Source organism: Paenibacillus sp. FSL F4-0087 (assembly GCF_038020215.1).
Taxonomy (GTDB): Bacteria; Bacillota; Bacilli; order Paenibacillales; family Paenibacillaceae; genus Paenibacillus; species Paenibacillus taichungensis.
The window spans coordinates 2,122,043-2,142,448 of sequence record NZ_JBBODJ010000001.1 but is presented as its reverse complement, the minus strand read 5'-3'; the positions used below and the strand labels follow the sequence as shown (position 1 = coordinate 2,142,448).

Sequence of the window (20,406 nt, the reverse complement as noted above, 5' to 3'; positions counted from 1 at the left end):
CATCTTTTTTGATACGGGAGGGAATCTCTTTATGAAGCAAAACAAATACGATGAAGCCGGGTTTTTCGGCAATTACAGTCAGATGGCCCGGTCAACCCAAGGGCTGGAGGCTGCTGGCGAGTGGCATGAACTGCAAACGATGCTGCCTGAATTAAAGGGCAAGAACGTACTGGATCTGGGGTGCGGCTTTGGTTGGCACTGTCGATATGTACGTGAGCAACAGGCGAGTTCTGTGGTTGGCGTGGATTTGTCTGAAAATATGTTGCAACGTGCACGCGAGATGACGGATGATCCTCATATCGAGTACCAGCGTATGGCGATTGAGGATATTGATTTTGCACCCGGACAATTTGATGTGGTGATTAGCTCACTGGCTTTGCATTATATCGAGCGTCTGGATCAGGTATACGCCAAAATCAATGCATGTCTTGTTCAAGGAGGTACGTTTGTCTTGTCTGCGGAACATCCCATCTTCACGGCACGAGCGGAGCAGGACTGGCATTATGGACCTCAGGGTGAAATACTGCATTGGCCTTTGGATCATTATCAAGAGGAAGGGCAGCGGGTAGCGAACTTTCTGAACCAAGACGTGGTGAAATATCATCGGACAGTGGCGACACATCTGAATGAATTGATTCAAGCTGGTTTTGTCATTCAACAGGTAGCCGAGTCCAAACCATCTCCTGAGATGATGGAGCAGGTTCCCGGTATGCGAGACGAGAATCGTCGACCGATGTTTCTGATGATTAATGCGGTTAAGGCTTGAGTAGCAGCTTCGGCATCAAAATGAAGTTTATGGGTTTTTATCATAGATAGACCAGCGCGTTCAGTACATGTGGACCTTGCTGGTTTATTTTATTTTGCAGGAGAAGGGTAAGAAATAAACCGATTGGGAACCAAACCCGATGGGATGCAGTCTTATTAAGTGAGGTGAACATCAGTTGGACTATCAATATCTGGCACACGCTCAGACGATCGACAATTACACACTTAGCTGCATGATGGATGAGTACGGGAACGACGTATGGAACTACGCGTACTTTCTGACCAAAAGTACCGAGCAGGCGGATGAATTATCACAAGAGGTGTTTATCCGGGCGTATTCCGGTATCGCCCATTTTCGAGGAGAATGCTCATTGAAGACATGGCTGCTGACCATTACTAGGAACACGACATTTACATACCGGAAGTCCAGATTTTTTCGCAGCAGCTTATGGGGAGAGACACTGCCAATCCACACGGAACAGAGGAATGCGAGCATGGGTGAGATGAAGCCTGAAAAATTTGTTCACCCTTCTGCCGAAGCCGAGGCGATCAGCAGGGAGCACGTTCATGAAATCTGGGACATCATCATGGCTCTGCCGGATAAATTCCGGGAATTACTTTTGCTGCATCTGAAGTATGAGCTTACGACGAGTGAAATTGCGGAAATGCTGGGCATCAGCGCGGGAACGGTCAAATCGAGACTGTCCCGGGCGAGGGCCAAAGTACGGAAACAGTGGGAGGAGTGGAGCGAATGAAACATAAGGACGACGAATGGGGAAAAGTAGTCAGACAGGAGCCGTTTGCGGCGTCTCCTTTTACCGAGGAGCATAAGCAGAACGTACTTCGCCAGGTAGCCTGGCTCAAATCGGGATCTGCACAGGAAATGAGTAATGCTGGGGTTAAGTCTGTCGAGCAAAAAAAACTGCCCAATCCACACAGACGTCGTTTTCGCTCCCGCAGAGCCGTTATGGCGTACACGACGATTGCAGCCGTGGCAGCGGCGGTCATTCTCTGGAACGGACAAATTGTGGAGCCTGTGATTGAAACAGTGTATCCCACAGCAGCGCTGCAATATACGGATGATGCAGGCATGAGCCTGCTCACAGACAAGATGAAAAAGAATGTAGCTGTAACGATGCGAGACTATCTTGGCAAACAATTACGTATAACCAAAGTGCAGGACCTTCCTGTTTCTGGAAGAGTATATGTCGAGGCTGGAAAAGAAGGTGACGAAGAATATGCGTTGATCTGGCTTGATGCGGCAACAGGCAATCTACGTGAGGTACAGATGAGACGGGAGATGGCAGCTAATGAGCTGGAGCATCGGTACTTGCGCCAGATTCCTTCACTTCTTGAAGGGATAAACAGTGACCCTACGCTAAAACCGATCTCAGCCAGACGTTATGTGAAAATGAAGCAGGGTCAGGAAAAACCGGTATGGTTCACTACATTGTTTTTGGAGAATAGTAGGGGCAGTGGCAGTATCGAATGGACAAGGGATGAAGCAGTATCCGTTTCTGGTAGTGTGAGTTCTGATACTGTATCACAAGAATTAATAACAGATGCCAGAATGTCGATTGAAGCCTTGTCTGGTGAGCCCGCACCTGATTTGAAAGATATAATATTTAAACAAAACGACAAGAAGCCTGAAGATACAACGTACCTATATTTTGGAGATCGGTACTTAGTGAGAGAAATTGGTGGGAGATTTAGTAACGAATACACTGTAATGGATTTCCAGAGGGGGATTCCAAATCTTGAAACTGAGGAAGAGTATGAGCATTACTTTGAGAAGTTACGTAACATGAAGGAAAGTGTAATCAGGCAGAATGCAGCACCAATAATCAAACAAATATTCAAAATCGACCTTGATCTATATAAACTTGAAAGAGATCCAAATACGCTTGGAATGGTCACATTCCGTTCAGCAGAGACAGAGGTTTACCATACTTTTAAGGTTCGATATGAAGAAGATGCAAGGATTACGATGATCACATTGGATACCAACCTCTAAGACTTGATTCCATATGGTACAATCAATTTAATAGATGATTGGAGCATAAGGAGCATAACGATGAAATATTTGGTGAGTTCATGTCTAGCTGGCGTAGCCTGCCGTTACAACGGAACAGCGAGTCTGGATGCAAAGATTCAGGAGCTTGTGGAGCAGGAACAGGCAAAGATGGTCTGTCCGGAGCTGCTTGGAGGATTTTCCACCCCGCGAGAACCAGCTGAAATTATCGGTGGTACGGGCAAGGATGTGCTGTCAGGTACAGCCAAGGTGATTGAGAAGAGTGGCAAGGACGTCACGGATCTGTACATTAAAGGGGCCTATCAGACACTTGAATGGGCGCAAAAACTGGATGTCACCTGTGTAGTGCTCAAAGAATTCAGTCCTTCCTGCGGTACACAGATGATCTACGATGGGAATTTTGCCAACCACAAAGTCGTGGGCGAAGGGGTTACGTCTGCTTTGCTGCGGCAAGAGGGATTTACGGTTATCTCGGAAAATGAGTTCATGGAACAGCTCTAAATTGTTGTAATTTTAATTATCTCTGACATGAATCACAGGTAAGTCGCCTTGGAGAGTAGCAGGTCCATGGCGACTTGTTTTTTGTTATAATAGGGCACCATTAATCACTGAAAACCTTGTTAGATAACAATAGTTACTTTTATGAACTAAGAAACATTATTGTGCGTACTTTTATATTTTGATTATAAAATCTAAAATAATACTCAGGTATTCAGGTTTAGACCATAAACTTGAACATAAACAAGAAAAGGATGTGCAGATCATATGGAATCCTCGGCAAAAGCCATTACGAAAGAAAATATTTTGAACGCTTACTATTTCCGGCATGCAACCAAACAGTTTGATGCTTCACGTATCATTTCGCCAGAAGATTTTGAGTTTATTCTAGAAACGGGACGGTTGTCGCCAAGCTCAATTGGTTTGGAACCTTGGAAATTTCTGATTGTGCAGAACACGGACTTGCGCAAGCGTCTGTCCGAAGTTTCTTCCGGGGCTCAGAAACAATTGGCGAAGGCCAGCCATTTTATTGTTATTTTGGCGCGGTCTGATGCGAGTTATAACTCGCCTTACGCGGAATATATGCTGAAAGAAATTAAGGGCATGCCAAATGACGTATTTGAGTTGACTCGTGAAGCTTATGGCAAATTTCAGAAGAACCAACGAATGCTTGAGAACCCGCGTACTTTATTTGACTGGGCGTCGAAACAGACTTATATCGCTCTCGGTAATATGATGACTGCTGCAGCGCTGATTGGTATCGATTCCTGCCCAATTGAAGGGTTTAACTATGAGGCCGTACATCGTATTCTGACAGAGGAAGGTTTACTGGAGGATGGACTATGGGATGTTTCCGTCATGGCAGCCTTTGGTTATCGGGCGGAAGATCCACCACGTGAGAAATCCCGTCAGCCTTTGGATAAAATCACGCAGTGGATTGATTAAGCTTATCAGTCCATGCTCGAACAAGTAAAAGAAACGGTCAGCACCAAGTTCTAAACGTATACACATGTATTTATTGGCAGGCCGGTTCCTTCGTCGAATCGGTCTGTTTGGTTTGCAAAATGAAAGAAAGGCGGTATAATCTTACCCATGGAACCTATACTCATATTCAAAGCATTATCCAACGAGACACGTCGACAGATTCTGTTGTGGCTCAAAAACCCGGAGCAACACTTTCCACCGCTGGAGTTATCCCAGCATCCGGATGCTGGAAAGAGCGGCATATGTGTTGGAACGATTCAGGTGAAGGCCGGACTGGCTCAATCCGTCATATCCAGCTATCTGCTGACCATGCTCAAAGCCGGGTTGCTGATCTCCGAGCGTAGGGGACAGTGGACGTATTATCGCCGCAACGAAGAAACCATTCGTCAATTTGCCGAGTACGTACAGCACGAGCTATAAGCCGGACGCCGAGACGGAAGCAAGAATGCAGGTGCAGGCGGGTATTCCGTCCGGATGTAAACGGCTAGAGGAGCAGCTCTGCCACATCATTTTTTTGTGCTTTTACATCTATATATCTGGATATACAAAAATAAAAATATAATCACAGAGGAGAACTTTCTATTATGTCTACCGAAAACACAGCTTCATCCTATAAAAAACATATTAACGACGTTAAATTGTCCATTCTGGATTTGGCTCCTGTCGTTGTGGGTGCCACGCCTGCGGATGCGCTTCGCAACAGTCTGGATCTTGCTCAGCACGCAGAGCGTTGGGGATATCACCGTTACTGGGTAGCGGAACACCACAACATGCCAGGCATCGCTTCTTCCGCGACCTCGGTTGTCATTGGTTACCTTGCAGGTGGAACGAAGACCATTCGTCTCGGATCAGGCGGAATCATGTTGCCTAACCATGCGCCGCTTGTTATAGCCGAGCAGTTTGGTACACTGGAATCTCTGTATCCAGGCCGTATTGACCTTGGGCTGGGCCGTGCACCGGGGAGTGATCGACGTACGTCTCTTGCTTTGCGTAAAGACCTGAACAGTGGTGAAGATTTCCCTGAATTGCTGGCTGAGCTTAGAGCATTCTTCGATGCTTCTGCTACATCGTACCATGCACCTGTTCGTGCTGTACCGGGTGAAGGATTGAACATCCCGATTTACCTGCTCGGCTCCAGTGATTTCAGTGCTCGTCTCGCCGGACAGCTGGGATTGCCGTTTGCTTTTGCCAGCCATTTCTCACCGGATTACACCCGGATTGCACTTGAAACGTATCGGAGCAGCTTCCAGCCATCCGATCACTTGAAAGAGCCCCATGTTATTGTGGGTGTAAATGCTGTCGTGGCGGATACCGACGAAGAAGCTGCATGGCTTGGTACAACGATGCAGCAGCAGTTCCTGAACATTATTCGTGGGACAACCGGATTGGTGCAGCCACCAGCGGATATGGAGGGCAAGTGGACAGATCGTGAGAAAGCTGGTGTAGAGCAGACGCTGAAAGCAGCTGTGAACGGTTCTCCAGAGACCGTGCGTGGTCAACTGGAATCATTTATTGCTCAGACCCAAGCGGATGAGCTGATTATTACGTCGATGATCTATGATCATCAGGCACGCTTACACTCGTATGAGCTGATTGCTCAACTTGCGGGAAAAGCATAAATAAAAAAGCAAAAATGCAATATCGGACGTGAACATAAGGCTCGAATGTTGCTTAGATATTAACGGTTTGTCTCTTCGGAGGCGAGCCGTTTTTTGGTAGGGATATTTTTCAAAGGAGACGTATGGGGCATAAGGTTCTTTTTAGGGTAAAATGAACTTACTGGTCTAATTTGAAACGGTTAAACAGCGCCATACGTATAAACTCAGTGTGTTATACATATGTTGGCTTGTACAAGCAACTTTATGCGCAGTCAAGAAACATGCAGGTTTACAGCTTATGCTTTTGATAAAGGATACATAAGAGAGGAAGACACGCCTATGGAGCAACCTGAGCAACCCCGCATTTGGCCGGATCGGTTTAAACGATTTTTTTTGAATAATAAGTTTGTCCTTTTTCTGTTAATTCTGCTGCTGGTAGGACTGAACGTGATGGTTCTTACCAAAGTATCCTTTGTTTTGCACCCGCTCGCGGTGCTGATCAAGACGATTGTACTTCCGATTATTCTGTCGGGTATTCTCTATTACCTGCTGAATCCGATTGTGGATGTTATGGAAAAGTGGAAGATCAAGCGCGGCTGGTCCATTTTGATCTTATATCTCGCTATCGGGGGGATTCTGACAGTCGTTGTGCTGGCGGTCATTCCGGTCGTACGTAACCAGATTGTGGGGCTGATTGAAAATTTCCCAACGTACAGTGAGACGGTCAAACAGCAGTTTGAGCAGCTTACGGGCAGCAAGCTGTTCGGTCAGTTCCAGGAGACAGTGAATCTGAATTCTCAGGACTGGTGGGGTACGATTTCCCAGAAAGCCACTGAAATTCTGAACTCGACCTGGAACAAATTGGGCGGATTCCTTGGAGCGTTCACCGAGACGGTGCTGTCCATTGTAACGGTTCCTTTTATTCTGTTCTATCTGTTGAAAGACGGCAAGAAGCTTCCGTCCAAAATCCTGTCTTTCCTGCCAATCAAGAGCCGTACAGGTGCAATGCATGTGCTGGAAGATATCAATCACCAGATCAGTTCGTTCATTCGTGGACAGATTATCGTCAGCTTCTGCATCGGCATTCTGCTCTACATCGGTTATATGATTATTGGTCTGGATTATGCGCTGATTCTTGCGATTATCGCATCTTTCACGAGTGTTGTACCGTACCTGGGACCTGCAATCGCGATCACGCCTGCGTTGATTGTGGCTCTGGTGACTTCCCCGGTGATGCTGCTGAAGATGGTAGCGGTGTGGACAATCGTGCAATTAATTGAGGGTAAATTCATCTCACCTCAGATTATGGGCAAAACGCTCAGGATTCACCCCATCACGATTATCTTTGTCATTCTGACCTCAGGTAATCTGTTCGGTGTAGTGGGCATTCTGTTAGCCGTTCCAGGATACGCGGTGTTGAAAGTGTGTGTGTCGCATATCTTCAACTGGTTCAAGGAAAGATCCGGCCTGTATGATCCGAAGAATAACAATCTACTGTAACTATAGCGGGCATATCCGTTGTTTGATCCCTGATAAACCTCTTTTCAGGCAAAACGGTGCCCTTATACAACAGAACCCCCGTCCATCGGCTAATAACCGAGAGACGGGGGTTCTGTTGTGTGAACAGGCAGGCTAATGCCTAGCTATGTTTAATATGCTGGAGCGTCTGCAGGAAAATCTGCTCAATGTGTGCATCATCCAGAGAATAATACACGGTCTTGCCTTCTTTGCGCCGCTTGACAATCCGCATGTTGCGGAGTGACCGCAGCTGGTGCGAAATGGCCGACTGTCCCATATCGAGCAGCACTGTCAGATCGTGCACACATAATTCCTTCTGTAACAGCGCATCAATAATACGAAGCCGTGTCGGGTCGCTGAAAGCCTTGAACCAATCAGCCATCTCGGAAGAGGTCTCGCGATCCATGAGAGAAGCACGAATGGTCTGCACGTCAGCCTCTGTTCCAGAGCAGGCCGCGTCGCATTCGGCTGGAGCTTTAACCGGTTGTTCCATTTCCTATCACCACCTATATTAACTCAACCTTTGATTTGATCAAATGTTCTTCGTTAAGCCTATTATATCCAAAAAACGTCTAAAGCGAAATGATTACTATTAGCATATTCTGTATGAAAAATCAACCGGAATTGTTGACACTCATGTTTAAGCGTGCATATAATAGGGTTAACAAAACATATGAATGGTTGCTCATATATTGATTTAAAATCAAAAAAATTACGGATAACTTTGTTTTACGTACTGCAAAGGGGAGAGTTCACATGGGAACCGGACAGGAACAGGTGAAAAGGGAACTGCTGCTGGATGGATTGGATTGCGCGAACTGCGCATTGAAGATTGAGAATGGCGTCAAAAAAATTAAAGGCATTTCCGATTGCTCGGTCAATTTTGTGACCAAAACCTTATCCATGCACACCACATCCGATATGGATGAGCAGGTGGTGGAAGAAGCGAAACGCAAAGTGCTTCGGCTGGAGCCGCATATTCGTATTTCGGAAAAAGGTAAATCATCGCAAGGCAGTCGCAGTTCTGCTGATTCAATAAACCACACTAATGATCATGTGCACGCCCATGCAGGTAGCGGGGCTCACACGCATGGGCATACTTCGAGTGGGCACGATCATGCTGGTCACTCCCATGATAATGCACATGATCACGGTCATGCAGATGGTCACGATCATGACGCGCATGCCGGACACTCACATGAACATGGCGCTGGGCAGACGAAGGTGCTGCTGGCACGTCTGGCGGCTGGATCTGTTCTGGTGGCAGCCGCGATCTGGTCTCCGCTGGAAGGATGGGCACAGCTTGCACTCTATGTTGTTGCTTATCTGATCGCAGGGGGAGATATCGTTCTCCAAGCGTTCAAAAATATAATTCGCGGTCAGGTATTCGATGAATACTTCCTGATGTCTGTCGCTACCATCGGTGCTTTTGCCATTGGCCAATATCCCGAAGGTGTTGCGGTTATGCTCTTCTATCAGCTCGGTGAGCTGTTTCAGGGGCTGGCGGTTAATCGCTCAAGGAAGTCGATCCAGTCGCTTATGGATATTCGCCCGGACTATGCCAACATGCTGATTGGCGCGGGAGAAGAGACCAAGCGAGTGTCGCCGGACGAGGTACGTATTGGAGATCGAATCGTGGTTAAAGCGGGTGAGCGAGTACCCCTGGACGGAATCGTTAAGGCAGGTCGTTCCATGGTGGATACTTCGGCTCTGACAGGTGAGTCCGTTCCGCGTGAATTAGAACCCGGTAGTAATGTACTGAGTGGATTTGTGAACAAAAACGGAATGTTAACTATTGAAGTAACAAAAACTTTTGGTGAATCCACGGTATCCAAAATTCTTGACTTGGTGCAGAATGCGAGCAGCCGCAAAGCCAAAACGGAACATTTTATTAGCAAATTCGCCCGTTATTATACACCGGTTGTCGTCATTCTTGCAGCTTTGATTGCGCTCGTTCCGCCACTGGTGCTCAGTGGTGCGACATTCGCCGATTGGATCTATCGTGCACTGGTCTTCCTCGTGATCTCTTGTCCGTGTGCGCTGGTCGTTTCCATTCCGCTTGGTTTTTTCGGCGGCATCGGAGCTGCATCACGTAACGGGATTCTCATCAAAGGAAGTAACTACCTTGAAGCATTGAACGATGTTAAAGTCGTTGTTTTTGATAAAACGGGTACACTAACCAAAGGTGTTTTCAAAGTAACAGCTGTTCGCCCTGAAGGTGGGCGTACGGAAGATGAATTGATGGAGCTTGCCGCAATTGCCGAGGCCCATTCCAATCATCCGATTGCTGAATCCATTCGCGCAGCCTGGGCAAAGGATATCCGGACTCAGGGTGTGGATGATTACGATGAGGTTGCGGGGCATGGCATCAAGGTCAGTGTGGATGGACGTGAAGTGCTTGCGGGTAACGCCAAATTGATGGAACAGTCAGGTATCTCGTATACGACTCCACAAACTGTGGGTACGGTGGTGCACGTTGCCGAATCGGGTTCTTACGTCGGTCATCTGATCATTGCCGATGAGGTGAAGGACGATGCAGCGGCAGCTATTCAGGCACTTAAGAAGCTCGGTATCCGCAAAACAGTCATGCTAACAGGGGATGCCAAGGCTGTTGGTGAAGCTGTAGGGCGTGAGCTGGGTGTCGATGAAGTATACGCTGAGCTGCTGCCACAGCATAAAGTCGAACAGTTGGAGCGTCTCGAAGCTGCCAAATCGCCGAAGGAGAAAATGGTGTTTGTCGGTGATGGCATTAACGATACACCTGTGCTCGCGCGTGCCGATGTAGGTGTAGCGATGGGGGGACTTGGTTCGGATGCTGCGATTGAGGCAGCAGACGTTGTTATCATGACGGATGAACCATCCAGACTGGCAAGTGCAATCCGGATTGCAAAACGGACACGAACCATTGTCTGGCAAAATATCGGTTTTGCGTTGGGTGTCAAAGCGATCTTCCTGCTGCTGGGTGTGTTCGGAATTGCCACCATGTGGGAAGCGGTATTCTCTGATGTAGGGGTGACCGTACTGGCTGTCCTGAACGCCATGCGTGTACTGCGCGTGAAGGACATCTAAGTTTTACGAAACGATCCGGACGGCTCTTCGTATATACGTAGAGCCGTTTTTTTGTTTTAATATCTTTGGTGTATTTTTAATGGAGTTAGGGGAGAACAATGTGGCAGGAGCAGTAGTTGGGATTATATGCGGAGTGTGCTATTTCATTCTGGGATTAATGGTGTACAAAAAGCCGCCGAAAAGGATTAACGGCATATATGGTTATCGTACTCCGCGAGCAATGAGTCATCCCGAGTTATGGGAAGAAGCGCAACGTTATAGCGCCAATCTGATGATGCAGTTTGGTGTGATTATCACGGTATTCGGCATAATCGGTTTTTGGCTTACGGATGTACGAGCTTTGGTTCTAAGTCTTGTGGCTACAGGATTCTATACATTCAGGCTGTTTACCAGAGTCGAAGGCCGTTTGAAGCAAATGCAGCGTGTCCAGCAACAGGAGCAGAAGGAGCAAGGCGCTTAGGGGCACAATGTGAAATTGCACCTGAACGAAGATCCGCGAGAGCGGATCTTTTTTGCATCTTATAGAGGCGAAGGATAACAGAGATCTGCTTTTAACAACGTATTGTAAAAATTAAAACTGCAATAATTTATTCTTGTTTGAGCCATACTACATATTCAAGTCCAAAATCTAACGTTGACGTTAACATTAATAATATATATAATTATGTACATAACATTATAGACATATGAAAGTGAGGTGAAGGAAATGAGTTTATATAAAATCGATGACGTAGCCAAGGAATGTGGTTTGACCAAGCGTACCATTCGGTATTACGAAGAGATCGGTGTTATGCCTTCACCTCAGCGGACGGACGGTGGCACACGATTATACACTCGGGAAGATATCGATTATCTCAAAAAGGTGGTTCGGGCGAAGGAAGTTCTTGGTTTCTCGCTTCAGGAGCTACATACCTATGTGGCAACGGCGGATGCGCTGAACGAACAGCGTTTTGACTACCAGCAGACCACTGAAGTGAGAGAACGGATCGAAAAACTCACCAAGATGGAAACGACATTGAATGACCAGCTGCAATTGATCGAGCAGAAACTTCAGAGCATTCACGCCGTTCAGGAGGAACTTGAGGAATTACGTGAACGGGTTCAGAACGGCATTCGACGATTAGAAGGGCACGAGAATGACACATAACTGATGAATGCATCGAATTATGCAAAATGCTAAATTAGTATTCCACGATAAGCACCGGGAGATCCGGTGTCATTTGTGCCGTTTTCTTTCCTATATTTCTGAAAATAAAGATGATATTTCATTGTTTTTCACAATTTGTTTCACAACATAAATCATGAACCAGGAGGAATTACGTATGAAAAGAGAACCCTCATTACCTGATGAATTGCCGTCATCCCGTGGAGGTCTATTATCCCAGCCTAGAGCGGTATGGGCAGTAGCTTTCGCCTGTATCATCTCCTTTATGGGGCTAGGATTGGTTGACCCGATTTTACCTGCGATTGCAGATCAACTGCATGCTTCCAAAAGCCAGGTATCTTTATTGTTTACAAGTTATAACGCGGTTACCGGGGTAGCCATGCTGATTACAGGTGTTGTATCCAGCCGGATTGGTGTGAAGTGGACACTGCTCAGCGGGATTTTGCTGATCATTGTTTTCTCTTTCCTCGGCGGGACCTCTGACACTGTAGGTGCGCTCGTCGGTTACCGTGGTGGTTGGGGGCTAGGGAATGCCCTGTTCATCGCAACTGCATTATCCGCTATTGTAGGACTGTCCACTTCCGGGACAGCCAAAGCGATTATTTTATACGAAGCAGCGCTTGGTCTGGGGATTGCCGTTGGTCCATTGCTCGGTGGTGAACTGGGTTCCATCTCATGGCGCGGCCCGTTCTATGGTGTAGCTGTTCTGATGGCGATAGCTTTTATCAGTATTACGTTTATGCTGCCTAAGATGGCCAAACCGAAAACGCGTAGTTCCTTGTCCGATCCGTTCAAGGCTCTGGGTTATCCTTCACTGAAAACATTGGCGATTACGGCCTTTCTGTATAACTTTGGATTCTTTACCTTGATGGCTTATTCACCTTATGTCATGAATCTGGATGAGCACGGACTCGGTTATGTATTCTTTGGTTGGGGTTTGATGCTGGCAATTACGTCTGTATTTGTTGCACCAAGATTGCAACGTCGATTCGGATCGGTTCCTTCCATGAGCGTTATGCTGACCCTGTTCGCCATTGATTTGCTGGTAATGGCTGTAGGTACGGTAATGGGATCATCCACAACGGTTATTGTGGCCGTTATCGTTGCCGGGATTTTCCTCGGGATCAACAACACATTAATTACGACGGCAGTTATGGAAGCAGCTCCAGTGGAACGTTCTGTGGCATCGGCTGCATATAGCTTTGTCCGGTTCCTTGGAGGTGCGCTGGCACCTTGGCTTGCTGGTAAATTGTCCGAGTGGTTCCTGCCGGAGACACCGTTTTATTTTGGCGCATTGATGGTTCTGATCGGGGTCGTTGTGCTTCTGGTACGCCGCAGACATCTGCGCGATATCGATGCTGCCATTACGCATTAATGAACAGGAGGAATGGAAAATGCTGAAACGAATATTGGTTGCTGTCGATGGGTCGGTTCATGCACACAAAGGTCTGGAGCAAGCTGTTGTTCTGGCAGAAAGTCTGAAACAACCGGCTTCTTTGATTATCGTACATGTTAATCCTTCGATCTCGCTAAATGAACCCGCGCTGGGTGTGGATCTTGAAGCGCGGATCGCAGAAGAAGGACAGCATATTATACAACCTGTTAATGAATTGTTAGCCGCTCGTTCTGTTCATTATGAAACTTTGCTGATTGCTGGTGATCCCGTGAATGAGATCTGTCGTGTAGCAAAGGATAAAGACTGTGATCTCATTGTGATGGGGACGGCCGGGAAAAGCATGCTCGCTGAAATCGTGGTGGGCAGTGTCAGCCACGGCGTCTTGAAACATGCAGGATGTCCGGTAATGACTGTAAAATAGTGGTATGACTTTCTTGTGTTGATGATGCTAAAGTGGTGTATAAATAGGTATGGGATAACGCTGTGTTAAACATGAATGGAGGATACAACCAATGAAAAAACAACATCTGTTCATCGGGGGCAAGCCCACCGAATCAGTAGACTATATAGCACTTCAGGCACCGTACTCGAAAGAAACACTGGCAGAAGTATCCTCGGCGTCAGCTGAGGAAGTCGAATCAGCGATTGCCGCAGCAGTTCAGGCAGGCAAAGAGATGCGCAGAATGCCTGCCCATCAGCGTGCAGACATCCTTTACAAGCTGTCCACCCTGCTGGAAGAACGGAAGGAAGAAGCAGCACGGATCATTGCGCTGGAGGCAGCGAAGCCGATTACTGCGGCGCTCGCCGAGGTTGATCGTACGGTGGAAACGTATCGTTTCGCCGCAGAAGAAGCCAAGCGGCTCACCGGAGAGACAGTTCCCATGGATGCAGCCAAAGGCGGCGAAGGACGCGTAGGCTACACGATGCGGCAGCCTTTGGGTGTTATTGGAGCCATTACGCCGTTTAATTTTCCGATGAACCTGGTGGCTCACAAAGTAGGACCGGCGCTGGCAGCAGGTAATACGATTGTGTTGAAACCTGCGGAGCAGACACCGTTGTCTTCGTATTATATTGCCAATTTGCTTCAGGAAGCGGGATTACCGGATGGCGCATTGAATGTGGTGAGCGGTGACGGCAAAACGATCGGTGATGTACTTGTAGAGCATCCTGACGTGGCCCATATTACGTTTACAGGCAGCCCTGCTGTAGGTACCAGCATTCGCAGCAAAGCCGGACTGAAACGCGTAACATTGGAGCTGGGGTCCAATGCAGCCGTCATTATAGATGCGGATGCCAATTTGGATAAGGTGGTACCGAGATGTGTGACCGGGGCTTTTACTTACCAAGGTCAGGTATGTATTTCACTGCAGCGAATCTATGTGCATAGCGCGATTGCGGATGAGTTCATTCGTCGTTTTGCAGAAGCAGCCCAAAAAGTCGTAGTTGGAGACCCGTTGAATCCGGATACCGTTGTCTCTGCGCTCATCACATCCAAAGATGTACAGCGTACGCTGGACTGGATCGATGAAGCGAAGCAGGCAGGCGCTGAGGTGGCAACAGGCGGCGAAGCAGAGGGAGGCGTATTACGTCCAACCGTGCTTGTTAACGTTCCGCGTGATGCCAAGGTGTCTTGTCAGGAGGTCTTTGCCCCGATCGTTATCATTAATACGGTAGAATCGGTTGAAGAAGGCATTGAGCATGTGAATGATTCAGTCTATGGGCTTCAGGCGGGTGTGTTCACCAATGATATTCATACTGCATTGCATGCAGCGGATCACATTGAAGCAGGCGGCGTAATGATTAACGATATTCCAACTTTCCGTGTGGATCATATGCCTTATGGTGGTGTGAAGCAGAGCGGGATGGGACGTGAAGGTGTTAAATATGCTTTAGAGGAAATGACGGAATTGAAGTTTGTCATGTTTAATAAGAACTAATTATTCACTCCTAAGACGAGCGGATATTCGAGATAGAATAGAACAAGATGATCCTGTGCCCGTTTTAGGGGGTGCGGGATTTTTTTCTTTTTTACATTCAGCCTTACCGTAAAAAAATACATAGCCTTTCTTTATTAACCCCAGGTTCACATCTGATGAGAAGGGTATAAATACTTATCATACCGCAAATCTACCAATTAGATGCCGTTCATATCACCGAAGCATTGTGTATCCATCCAGAGAAATGAACGGATTACTAGGGTACAGAATTGTTGGAAGTCTTATAATATCTCACTTAAATTTAAATAAAATGCAGTGTGAACAAGCCTGAACCTTGGAGTTACAGGCCAGACAGGAGGTGCATTCAAATGGCATATTCCATGGTTGATCTATCCGGGATGTCCGGTGTAAGTCTGAGTGAATTGGGACAGTACGCGGAGACAGGTCTGCTGAATCCAGCCTTCGTAGGTCAAGATGAAGATATCTATTACGAGAAGCCAGAGCTGCTGCGACTACAGCAGATACTCTTCTGTAAAGAAGTAGGCATGGAGGAGGAAGAGATCGGCCCCATGCTCAGGGATACTCCCCGGGATATGATTCGTATTATGCAGCAGCATCGGATCGAGATGCTTGAGAAGGCACTTCATTTGCATGGAATGATTCAGACACTGGACAAAACCATCTCTTACTTACGTGGTGAGCAGGAACTGGATGAATATGAACTTTACGCCGGGTTTTCTAGTAAGGGGCGTCACCAGCTTCTGAATGAACCGATTTCTGACCATGCGTCAAAGAATGACTATTCTGAACAGTTGAAGACAGAGGACAGTCAGAAATACAACGCCAATTCACCGGAGCAATCCACAATGCCTGATGGCCAGGCGATGAAGTCGAAGGAAGATTTTCTTGATTCACAGGCGAAGATTGACCGGATTCACTTGGACTTGCAGGGCGCTATTGAGGAAGGGTTAGAACCTGGCAGCACGGAAGTACAGCAGATTATCGGCAGACATCTCGATTGGATCAAGGACTATTACACCCCAACAGCAGAGATTTACCGGGATCTGGGCAATCTGTACGTCGAGCACAAAAATTTTCGCCAGATGTATGATGGCTACCACCCCAAGCTGGCCGAGTTCTTGCGAGACGGGATGATGATTAAAGCGGAACAGGATTTATCCTAGATGCATAAAGTATCTTGGGCGAGCAGAACATGGGTGTGAAGAAAAATAATCATAACAAAGAGCGCAGGTCCTCTAGGAGGAGTGCGCTCTTTGTTATTGCATATCATCGTAAGGCCCATGAACTCTGCATCGGCTTAAGACATTCAGGCAGTTAGGATAATTCCAGCTGCTCTGTAATCAGGCTTACCGCCTTTTCTAGGAAGATGCGGTCTTCATCGTCAAAACGGTTTTTGAGCGGGCTATCAATGTCGAGAACCCCGTACAATTCGCCGTTTTTGATAATGGGTACAACGATCTCACTGTTCGATGCGGCATCACAGGCGATATGGCCTGGAAAGGCATGGACATCTTCAACGACCATCGTACGTCGTTCCGCAGCAGAAGTGCCGCATACACCGCGTCCAAGTGGAATACGGATGCAGGCAGGCAGTCCCTGGAATGGACCGAGTACAAGTTCTTTTCCATCATACAGATAGAATCCGACCCAATTGGTGTCGGTCATAAATACATTGAGCAACGCCGCAGCGTTTGCCAGATTGGCAATAGCGCTAGGTTCATCGCGGATCAGAGCACTTAACTGTCCCAGGACGGCGGTTTGCTGCTCGCTTCGTGTTCCTTCATAAGAAACAGCTTGAAACATGATGAATCACCCTCCCGAGCAAAAATGGTACTTATTTTCAAGATAGTGCAGAGCCTGCGGTTAGTCAAGCGGAGGATTTCGGAAAGGGCAGGTCAGGCATGAATATTCCTCCTGTTTCTCATCTTCCTGGGTGGGGTAAATACTTAGCAACCACGGCGGGCTACAACCCGGGAAGGAGCTTGGCTTATGCATGCAGAGGTACAGAATCTTTTTGTACGAATTCATCTTCTATATTTAGCTCAAAATCAGGATTTAACTGTTAGCGACGCATTGCCTCTATTGGAAGAACGGGGGTATCGCGTTGGAGAACGGGAGATCAAGCAGGAGCTCGAGCATCTGACACAGGAAAACTTCCTGACCGCCCATGGAGATCAATGGAGCCTTACCGGGACTGGCATTGAGGAGTTTAAGGAAATCATAGCCGTGTTCGGCCGGGTTAGTGAGGAATTGCTGGGGACAGGCAAGAAGACGTCTACAGCCTGAACTTAAATTTGGATAAGGTATGTATCCCGAAATAGGATGCAAACTTGAGTTGATCCATATGTACAACAAGACCGGGAGCGGAAGTGGCCCGGTTTTTTGACGTGATCATGATGACTGAACAGTTGCCATTCGGTGCAGGTTATGGTTAGATGGCTATTGAATATGAGGTCTGTGGGATAGATCGGATCGGAGTGTCTTTTCATGTATAAATGCAAAGGGAGAATTCCCGAACTAGAGACAGGGCGGCTGCGACTGCGCAAAATGCGCCGCCGGGATGCGGCCCAGATGTTCACTTGCTGGTCCGACCGGGAAGTGACCCGTTATATGAATTTGGCGCCCATGATCGGGACAAGTGAGGCTGCGGATATGATTGGGCTGTTAAATCATATGGCAGGAGAAGAGGAGGCGATTCGCTGGGGTATTGAACTCAAGGAAACGGGCCGGCTCATCGGAAGTTGTGGATATAACACTTGGCAACTTGAAGGCGCATTTCGTGGTGAGATCGGCTATGAACTGGGGCGCGACTACTGGCGTCACGGTTATATGACGGAAGCATTTTCGGTTATGTTACCGTTTGGGTATGAGACGATGGGTCTCAATCGGATTGAGGCGCTGGTTGATCCGCGCAATCTCGCTTCGGGAGAGTTTTTGACGAACCGCGGTTTCACGCGGGAAGGCCTGCTGCGTCAAGTTCAACATACGTCTACCGGATATAAGGATATGGTGATGTATTCCCTGTTGTACGATGAGTTTTTACGTAAGAGAGATAAATAGAGAAAGCAATATATAATTTTTTCACATTGAAATTTACACAATAACGAAGGGGCAGAACAAAGCTGGAGAAGCGTAGCGTTCGTATTTATCACCGGATTTCTCCTTTGAAGGGGATGAAAAAAATCTGGGGATAACAGCGATCGAAAGGTTGTTCTGGTTCGTAGTGGGCTGTGTACATCAATGTTCCAATTATATAGAGAATTGAAGAGAGAAGGGTTTGTGTGAATACAACCGGAGGTTTAAACCGCAGTTTCATCCTGGCGGGATTGCTGCTGGCGACTTTTTTGTCTGCAATTGAAGGTACAGTCATCGGTCCGGCAGGGCCAACCATTGTCAGTGAGCTGGGAAGTGTGCAGCTGTTGAGCTGGATTTTCACTGCTTATCTGTTAACGATGGCTGTGAGCACGCCGATTTTCGGCAAAATCAGTGATCTATACGGAAGAAAGCCAGTATTCCTGATTGGCTGTGCCTTATTCTTACTAGGCTCGCTTCTGTGCTGCCTTTCGCAGAACATGGAGCAACTGATTATTTTTCGTGCGATTCAAGGGATTGGCGCAGGTGCGGTTGTGCCTGTTACGTTTACGATTATTGGTGACATCTACCGCCTTGAAGAACGGGGCAAAATACAGGGATGGATCAGCTCCGTGTGGGGCATTTCATCTCTGGCCGGACCGCTGCTTGGCGGGTATTTCGTAGACAATCTGGGCTGGCAGTGGATCTTTGGGTTCAATTTGCCGTTCGGACTGCTGGCGATGTGGTTTGTGTTCCGTTATTTGAAGGAAGAAATGTCTCCGCGTACCGCGAAAATTGACTATATGGGTGCGTTGACTTTTACCGTTGGGATCACAGCGTTGCTCTTTGTATTGTCCGCAGGTGGACAGTATTATGCATGGAGTTCTCCTATTATTGTGGGACTGAGTATCGTGGCTATTTTGTTTATGATTTTATTTTTTGTGGTGGAAAAAAGAGCTCAGGCCCCGATGGTACCTCTCCATCTATTCCGTATTCGGGACATCCGGGTGGCGAATATCGCCGGACTACTGACAAGTACCCTGATGATTGGCCTAACCAGTTATTTGCCACTATGGGTGCAGGGGGTTCGGGGCGGTAACGCGACTGAATCGGGATTACTGCTTGCACCGATGTCTGTTGGCTGGCTGATTGGTAGTGTACTTGCTGGCCGTCTGTTAATGAAAATCGGATCACGCTTAACAGCGGTGATTGGATTAACCGGGATTGCCATCGGGTCGGGTGGACTCTTCTTGGTTGGTGGAACATCCCCCCAAGCCGTACTGTTTATTTTGACCTTTATTTACGGACTCGGCTTCGGATTTGCTTTTACCATCTTCACGATCATTTCACAGTCATCTGTTGGGTATAAAGAACGTGGATCTTCCACGGCGTTACATACCTTTATGCGTACGCTTGGACAAACCATTGGCGCAGCAGCCTTCGGCACATGGTTGAACTACCGGATATCAACGTTGTCGAGCGAACAGCATCTGGCAGAGGCGGGCATCTCGGATGGGGACCTGAATCAACTGCTTGCTCCGCACACGGAAGCTGCTCTGTCGGATGACAAATGGGCTCTACTGCGTAACGTGTTGGAAGGAAGTCTGCATTCCTTGTTTGTCATCATGTTTGTTATTGCCATTATCTCATGGGTGACGACACTGGCTTTGCGCAAACGGCTAATCGTTCCCGAAGATGCAGATGCTCCGCCGCAAGCACAGGCTTCAGGAAATTAAACGAAGTGAAAAGAGTAATCATTGGATTAAAGCAGCTGTTTCTCAGCTGCTTTTTTTGTTATTATTTTCTAAAAGTAATTATCTATAATTTACAATAATGGAATGGGAGGAGAGTGAAGATGAGCAGGCAATCACTGCAATCGTTCTGGTTAATATCCTTTACAATCAAGCTGCTGGCAGTCCTTATGACCTGCATTTCGCTTTCCATCGTTGTCGGACTCATGAAATATGTTCCCTTGGCAGAACGAGCGGAACATACATATTACTATCCCTTCTGGTATACATTGATCATAAGCATTCTTATCAACTTGGCTCTTCTTCTATTTTTGACCCTGCCTCTATCCTTATTAGTGGACCAAGTGCTTGCTTCTCTGAAAATGAACAGACCTATATCCAAGGTGGTAAGTGCAATCGTAGCTTATTTTCTTCTTGGTGTAGGTAGTGCGCTGTTGTTCTCCATCTTTGTGTACAGAATGCATGCCTTTCAGAATGCTGGCCCTTATCAATACGTAGTAACAACAACGTTTGTTTTTTTACTGTGGCAATCAGGTCTGGGATGGATCTTGAATAAATTCCGTAAGCAGAAGCAGCAGACCAGCACAGGATAATATAGTT

At 47.2% G+C, this 20,406-nt stretch carries 21 protein-coding genes; 19 read left to right on the top strand and 2 right to left on the bottom strand.

What is annotated here, in order from left to right; genetic code table 11:
• Positions 1 to 31 precede the first annotated feature (31 nt).
• The 8 genes from MHB84_RS09965 (at position 32) to MHB84_RS09930 (ending at position 7,377) form a co-directional block, all read left to right on the top strand.
• Entirely contained in the window at positions 32 to 766 is a 735-nt protein-coding gene (locus MHB84_RS09965) for a class I SAM-dependent methyltransferase (protein WP_076290517.1), read from the top strand.
• Between the two features lie 175 nt (positions 767 to 941).
• A complete protein-coding gene (locus tag MHB84_RS09960) occupies positions 942 to 1,520 on the top strand; it encodes a sigma-70 family RNA polymerase sigma factor (protein ID WP_083679010.1) in 579 nt (192 codons plus the stop codon).
• Positions 1,517 to 2,779 (top strand): hypothetical protein, encoded by a 1,263-nt coding sequence (locus MHB84_RS09955; RefSeq protein WP_076290516.1) that lies wholly within the window; start codon positions 1,517 to 1,519, stop codon positions 2,777 to 2,779. Before MHB84_RS09960 ends, MHB84_RS09955 begins: the two co-directional genes overlap by 4 nt.
• 60 nt (positions 2,780 to 2,839) lie before the next feature.
• Positions 2,840 to 3,298 carry a DUF523 domain-containing protein gene (locus MHB84_RS09950; RefSeq protein ID WP_076290515.1) on the top strand — a complete coding sequence of 153 codons (459 nt, stop codon included), beginning with the start codon at positions 2,840 to 2,842 and terminating at the stop codon, positions 3,296 to 3,298.
• A gap of 264 nt (positions 3,299 to 3,562) precedes the next feature.
• Positions 3,563 to 4,240, top strand: coding sequence for an NAD(P)H-dependent oxidoreductase (locus MHB84_RS09945; RefSeq protein ID WP_076290514.1), 678 nt, complete (start codon positions 3,563 to 3,565; stop codon positions 4,238 to 4,240).
• Between the two features lie 147 nt (positions 4,241 to 4,387).
• On the top strand, positions 4,388 to 4,699 hold the full coding sequence (locus MHB84_RS09940) for an ArsR/SmtB family transcription factor (protein ID WP_063567799.1): 312 nt from the start codon (positions 4,388 to 4,390) through the stop codon (positions 4,697 to 4,699).
• Positions 4,700 to 4,863: 164 nt separating this feature from the next.
• Entirely contained in the window at positions 4,864 to 5,898 is a 1,035-nt protein-coding gene (locus MHB84_RS09935; protein ID WP_076290513.1) for an LLM class flavin-dependent oxidoreductase, read from the top strand.
• A gap of 318 nt (positions 5,899 to 6,216) precedes the next feature.
• The gene (locus MHB84_RS09930) at positions 6,217 to 7,377 is read left to right on the top strand and encodes an AI-2E family transporter (protein ID WP_076290512.1); all 1,161 of its coding nucleotides are present in this window, start codon (positions 6,217 to 6,219) and stop codon (positions 7,375 to 7,377) included.
• A 139-nt stretch (positions 7,378 to 7,516) separates the two neighbouring features.
• Here the strand turns inward: MHB84_RS09930 and MHB84_RS09925 are convergent, their stop codons facing one another.
• Entirely contained in the window at positions 7,517 to 7,888 is a 372-nt protein-coding gene (locus tag MHB84_RS09925; protein ID WP_076290511.1) for an ArsR/SmtB family transcription factor, read from the bottom strand.
• Between the two features lie 263 nt (positions 7,889 to 8,151).
• Between MHB84_RS09925 and MHB84_RS09920 the strand changes: the two genes are divergently transcribed.
• The 7 genes from MHB84_RS09920 (at position 8,152) to MHB84_RS09890 (ending at position 16,146) form a co-directional block, all read left to right on the top strand.
• Positions 8,152 to 10,464, top strand: a complete 2,313-nt coding sequence (locus MHB84_RS09920) for a heavy metal translocating P-type ATPase (RefSeq protein ID WP_076290510.1) — start codon at positions 8,152 to 8,154, stop codon at positions 10,462 to 10,464.
• 100 nt (positions 10,465 to 10,564) lie between these two features.
• Positions 10,565 to 10,924 carry an SdpI family protein gene (locus MHB84_RS09915; protein ID WP_163758849.1) on the top strand — a complete coding sequence of 120 codons (360 nt, stop codon included), beginning with the start codon at positions 10,565 to 10,567 and terminating at the stop codon, positions 10,922 to 10,924.
• Between the two features lie 246 nt (positions 10,925 to 11,170).
• Positions 11,171 to 11,611, top strand: coding sequence for a MerR family transcriptional regulator (locus MHB84_RS09910; protein WP_076290508.1), 441 nt, complete (start codon positions 11,171 to 11,173; stop codon positions 11,609 to 11,611).
• A gap of 175 nt (positions 11,612 to 11,786) precedes the next feature.
• Complete coding sequence (locus tag MHB84_RS09905; protein ID WP_072734865.1) at positions 11,787 to 13,004, top strand: MFS transporter; 1,218 nt, start codon at positions 11,787 to 11,789, stop codon at positions 13,002 to 13,004.
• A gap of 19 nt (positions 13,005 to 13,023) precedes the next feature.
• The gene (locus MHB84_RS09900; protein ID WP_076290507.1) at positions 13,024 to 13,446 is read left to right on the top strand and encodes a universal stress protein; all 423 of its coding nucleotides are present in this window, start codon (positions 13,024 to 13,026) and stop codon (positions 13,444 to 13,446) included.
• 91 nt (positions 13,447 to 13,537) lie between these two features.
• The gene (locus tag MHB84_RS09895; protein WP_076290506.1) at positions 13,538 to 14,962 is read left to right on the top strand and encodes an aldehyde dehydrogenase family protein; all 1,425 of its coding nucleotides are present in this window, start codon (positions 13,538 to 13,540) and stop codon (positions 14,960 to 14,962) included.
• A gap of 368 nt (positions 14,963 to 15,330) precedes the next feature.
• Complete coding sequence (locus tag MHB84_RS09890; protein ID WP_076290505.1) at positions 15,331 to 16,146, top strand: MerR family transcriptional regulator; 816 nt, start codon at positions 15,331 to 15,333, stop codon at positions 16,144 to 16,146.
• Between the two features lie 151 nt (positions 16,147 to 16,297).
• Here the strand turns inward: MHB84_RS09890 and MHB84_RS09885 are convergent, their stop codons facing one another.
• Positions 16,298 to 16,786 (bottom strand): GAF domain-containing protein, encoded by a 489-nt coding sequence (locus MHB84_RS09885; protein ID WP_076290504.1) that lies wholly within the window; start codon positions 16,784 to 16,786, stop codon positions 16,298 to 16,300.
• A gap of 186 nt (positions 16,787 to 16,972) precedes the next feature.
• On the opposite strand from MHB84_RS09885, the gene MHB84_RS09880 reads away from it, so the two are divergent.
• The 4 genes from MHB84_RS09880 (at position 16,973) to MHB84_RS09865 (ending at position 20,399) form a co-directional block, all read left to right on the top strand.
• Positions 16,973 to 17,269 (top strand): hypothetical protein, encoded by a 297-nt coding sequence (locus MHB84_RS09880; RefSeq protein WP_063567811.1) that lies wholly within the window; start codon positions 16,973 to 16,975, stop codon positions 17,267 to 17,269.
• A gap of 201 nt (positions 17,270 to 17,470) precedes the next feature.
• Positions 17,471 to 18,043: a GNAT family N-acetyltransferase gene (locus tag MHB84_RS09875; protein WP_076290503.1), complete on the top strand. Its 573-nt coding sequence runs from the start codon at positions 17,471 to 17,473 to the stop codon at positions 18,041 to 18,043.
• Positions 18,044 to 18,264: 221 nt separating this feature from the next.
• Positions 18,265 to 19,791 carry an MDR family MFS transporter gene (locus tag MHB84_RS09870; RefSeq protein ID WP_076290502.1) on the top strand — a complete coding sequence of 509 codons (1,527 nt, stop codon included), beginning with the start codon at positions 18,265 to 18,267 and terminating at the stop codon, positions 19,789 to 19,791.
• Positions 19,792 to 19,910: 119 nt separating this feature from the next.
• Positions 19,911 to 20,399: a hypothetical protein gene (locus tag MHB84_RS09865; RefSeq protein ID WP_076290501.1), complete on the top strand. Its 489-nt coding sequence runs from the start codon at positions 19,911 to 19,913 to the stop codon at positions 20,397 to 20,399.
• Positions 20,400 to 20,406: the final 7 nt, after the last annotated feature.

Excerpts from the sequence above, each read along its gene's own strand:
- MHB84_RS09955 (WP_076290516.1), top strand. The coding sequence starts at position 1,517 with ATGAAACATAAGGACGACGAATGGGGAAAAGTAGTCAGACAGGAGCCG.
- MHB84_RS09880 (WP_063567811.1), top strand. The coding sequence starts at position 16,973 with ATGCATGCAGAGGTACAGAATCTTTTTGTACGAATTCATCTTCTATAT.
- MHB84_RS09940 (WP_063567799.1), top strand. The coding sequence starts at position 4,388 with ATGGAACCTATACTCATATTCAAAGCATTATCCAACGAGACACGTCGA.
- MHB84_RS09945 (WP_076290514.1), top strand. The coding sequence starts at position 3,563 with ATGGAATCCTCGGCAAAAGCCATTACGAAAGAAAATATTTTGAACGCT.
- MHB84_RS09890 (WP_076290505.1), top strand. The coding sequence starts at position 15,331 with ATGGCATATTCCATGGTTGATCTATCCGGGATGTCCGGTGTAAGTCTG.
- MHB84_RS09895 (WP_076290506.1), top strand. The coding sequence starts at position 13,538 with ATGAAAAAACAACATCTGTTCATCGGGGGCAAGCCCACCGAATCAGTA.
- MHB84_RS09925 (WP_076290511.1), bottom strand. The coding sequence starts at position 7,888 with ATGGAACAACCGGTTAAAGCTCCAGCCGAATGCGACGCGGCCTGCTCT.
- MHB84_RS09935 (WP_076290513.1), top strand. The coding sequence starts at position 4,864 with ATGTCTACCGAAAACACAGCTTCATCCTATAAAAAACATATTAACGAC.
- MHB84_RS09905 (WP_072734865.1), top strand. The coding sequence starts at position 11,787 with ATGAAAAGAGAACCCTCATTACCTGATGAATTGCCGTCATCCCGTGGA.
- MHB84_RS09910 (WP_076290508.1), top strand. The coding sequence starts at position 11,171 with ATGAGTTTATATAAAATCGATGACGTAGCCAAGGAATGTGGTTTGACC.
- MHB84_RS09950 (WP_076290515.1), top strand. The coding sequence starts at position 2,840 with ATGAAATATTTGGTGAGTTCATGTCTAGCTGGCGTAGCCTGCCGTTAC.
- MHB84_RS09965 (WP_076290517.1), top strand. The coding sequence starts at position 32 with ATGAAGCAAAACAAATACGATGAAGCCGGGTTTTTCGGCAATTACAGT.
- MHB84_RS09900 (WP_076290507.1), top strand. The coding sequence starts at position 13,024 with ATGCTGAAACGAATATTGGTTGCTGTCGATGGGTCGGTTCATGCACAC.
- MHB84_RS09865 (WP_076290501.1), top strand. The coding sequence starts at position 19,911 with ATGAGCAGGCAATCACTGCAATCGTTCTGGTTAATATCCTTTACAATC.
- MHB84_RS09875 (WP_076290503.1), top strand. The coding sequence starts at position 17,471 with ATGTATAAATGCAAAGGGAGAATTCCCGAACTAGAGACAGGGCGGCTG.
- MHB84_RS09920 (WP_076290510.1), top strand. The coding sequence starts at position 8,152 with ATGGGAACCGGACAGGAACAGGTGAAAAGGGAACTGCTGCTGGATGGA.
- MHB84_RS09885 (WP_076290504.1), bottom strand. The coding sequence starts at position 16,786 with ATGTTTCAAGCTGTTTCTTATGAAGGAACACGAAGCGAGCAGCAAACC.
- MHB84_RS09930 (WP_076290512.1), top strand. The coding sequence starts at position 6,217 with ATGGAGCAACCTGAGCAACCCCGCATTTGGCCGGATCGGTTTAAACGA.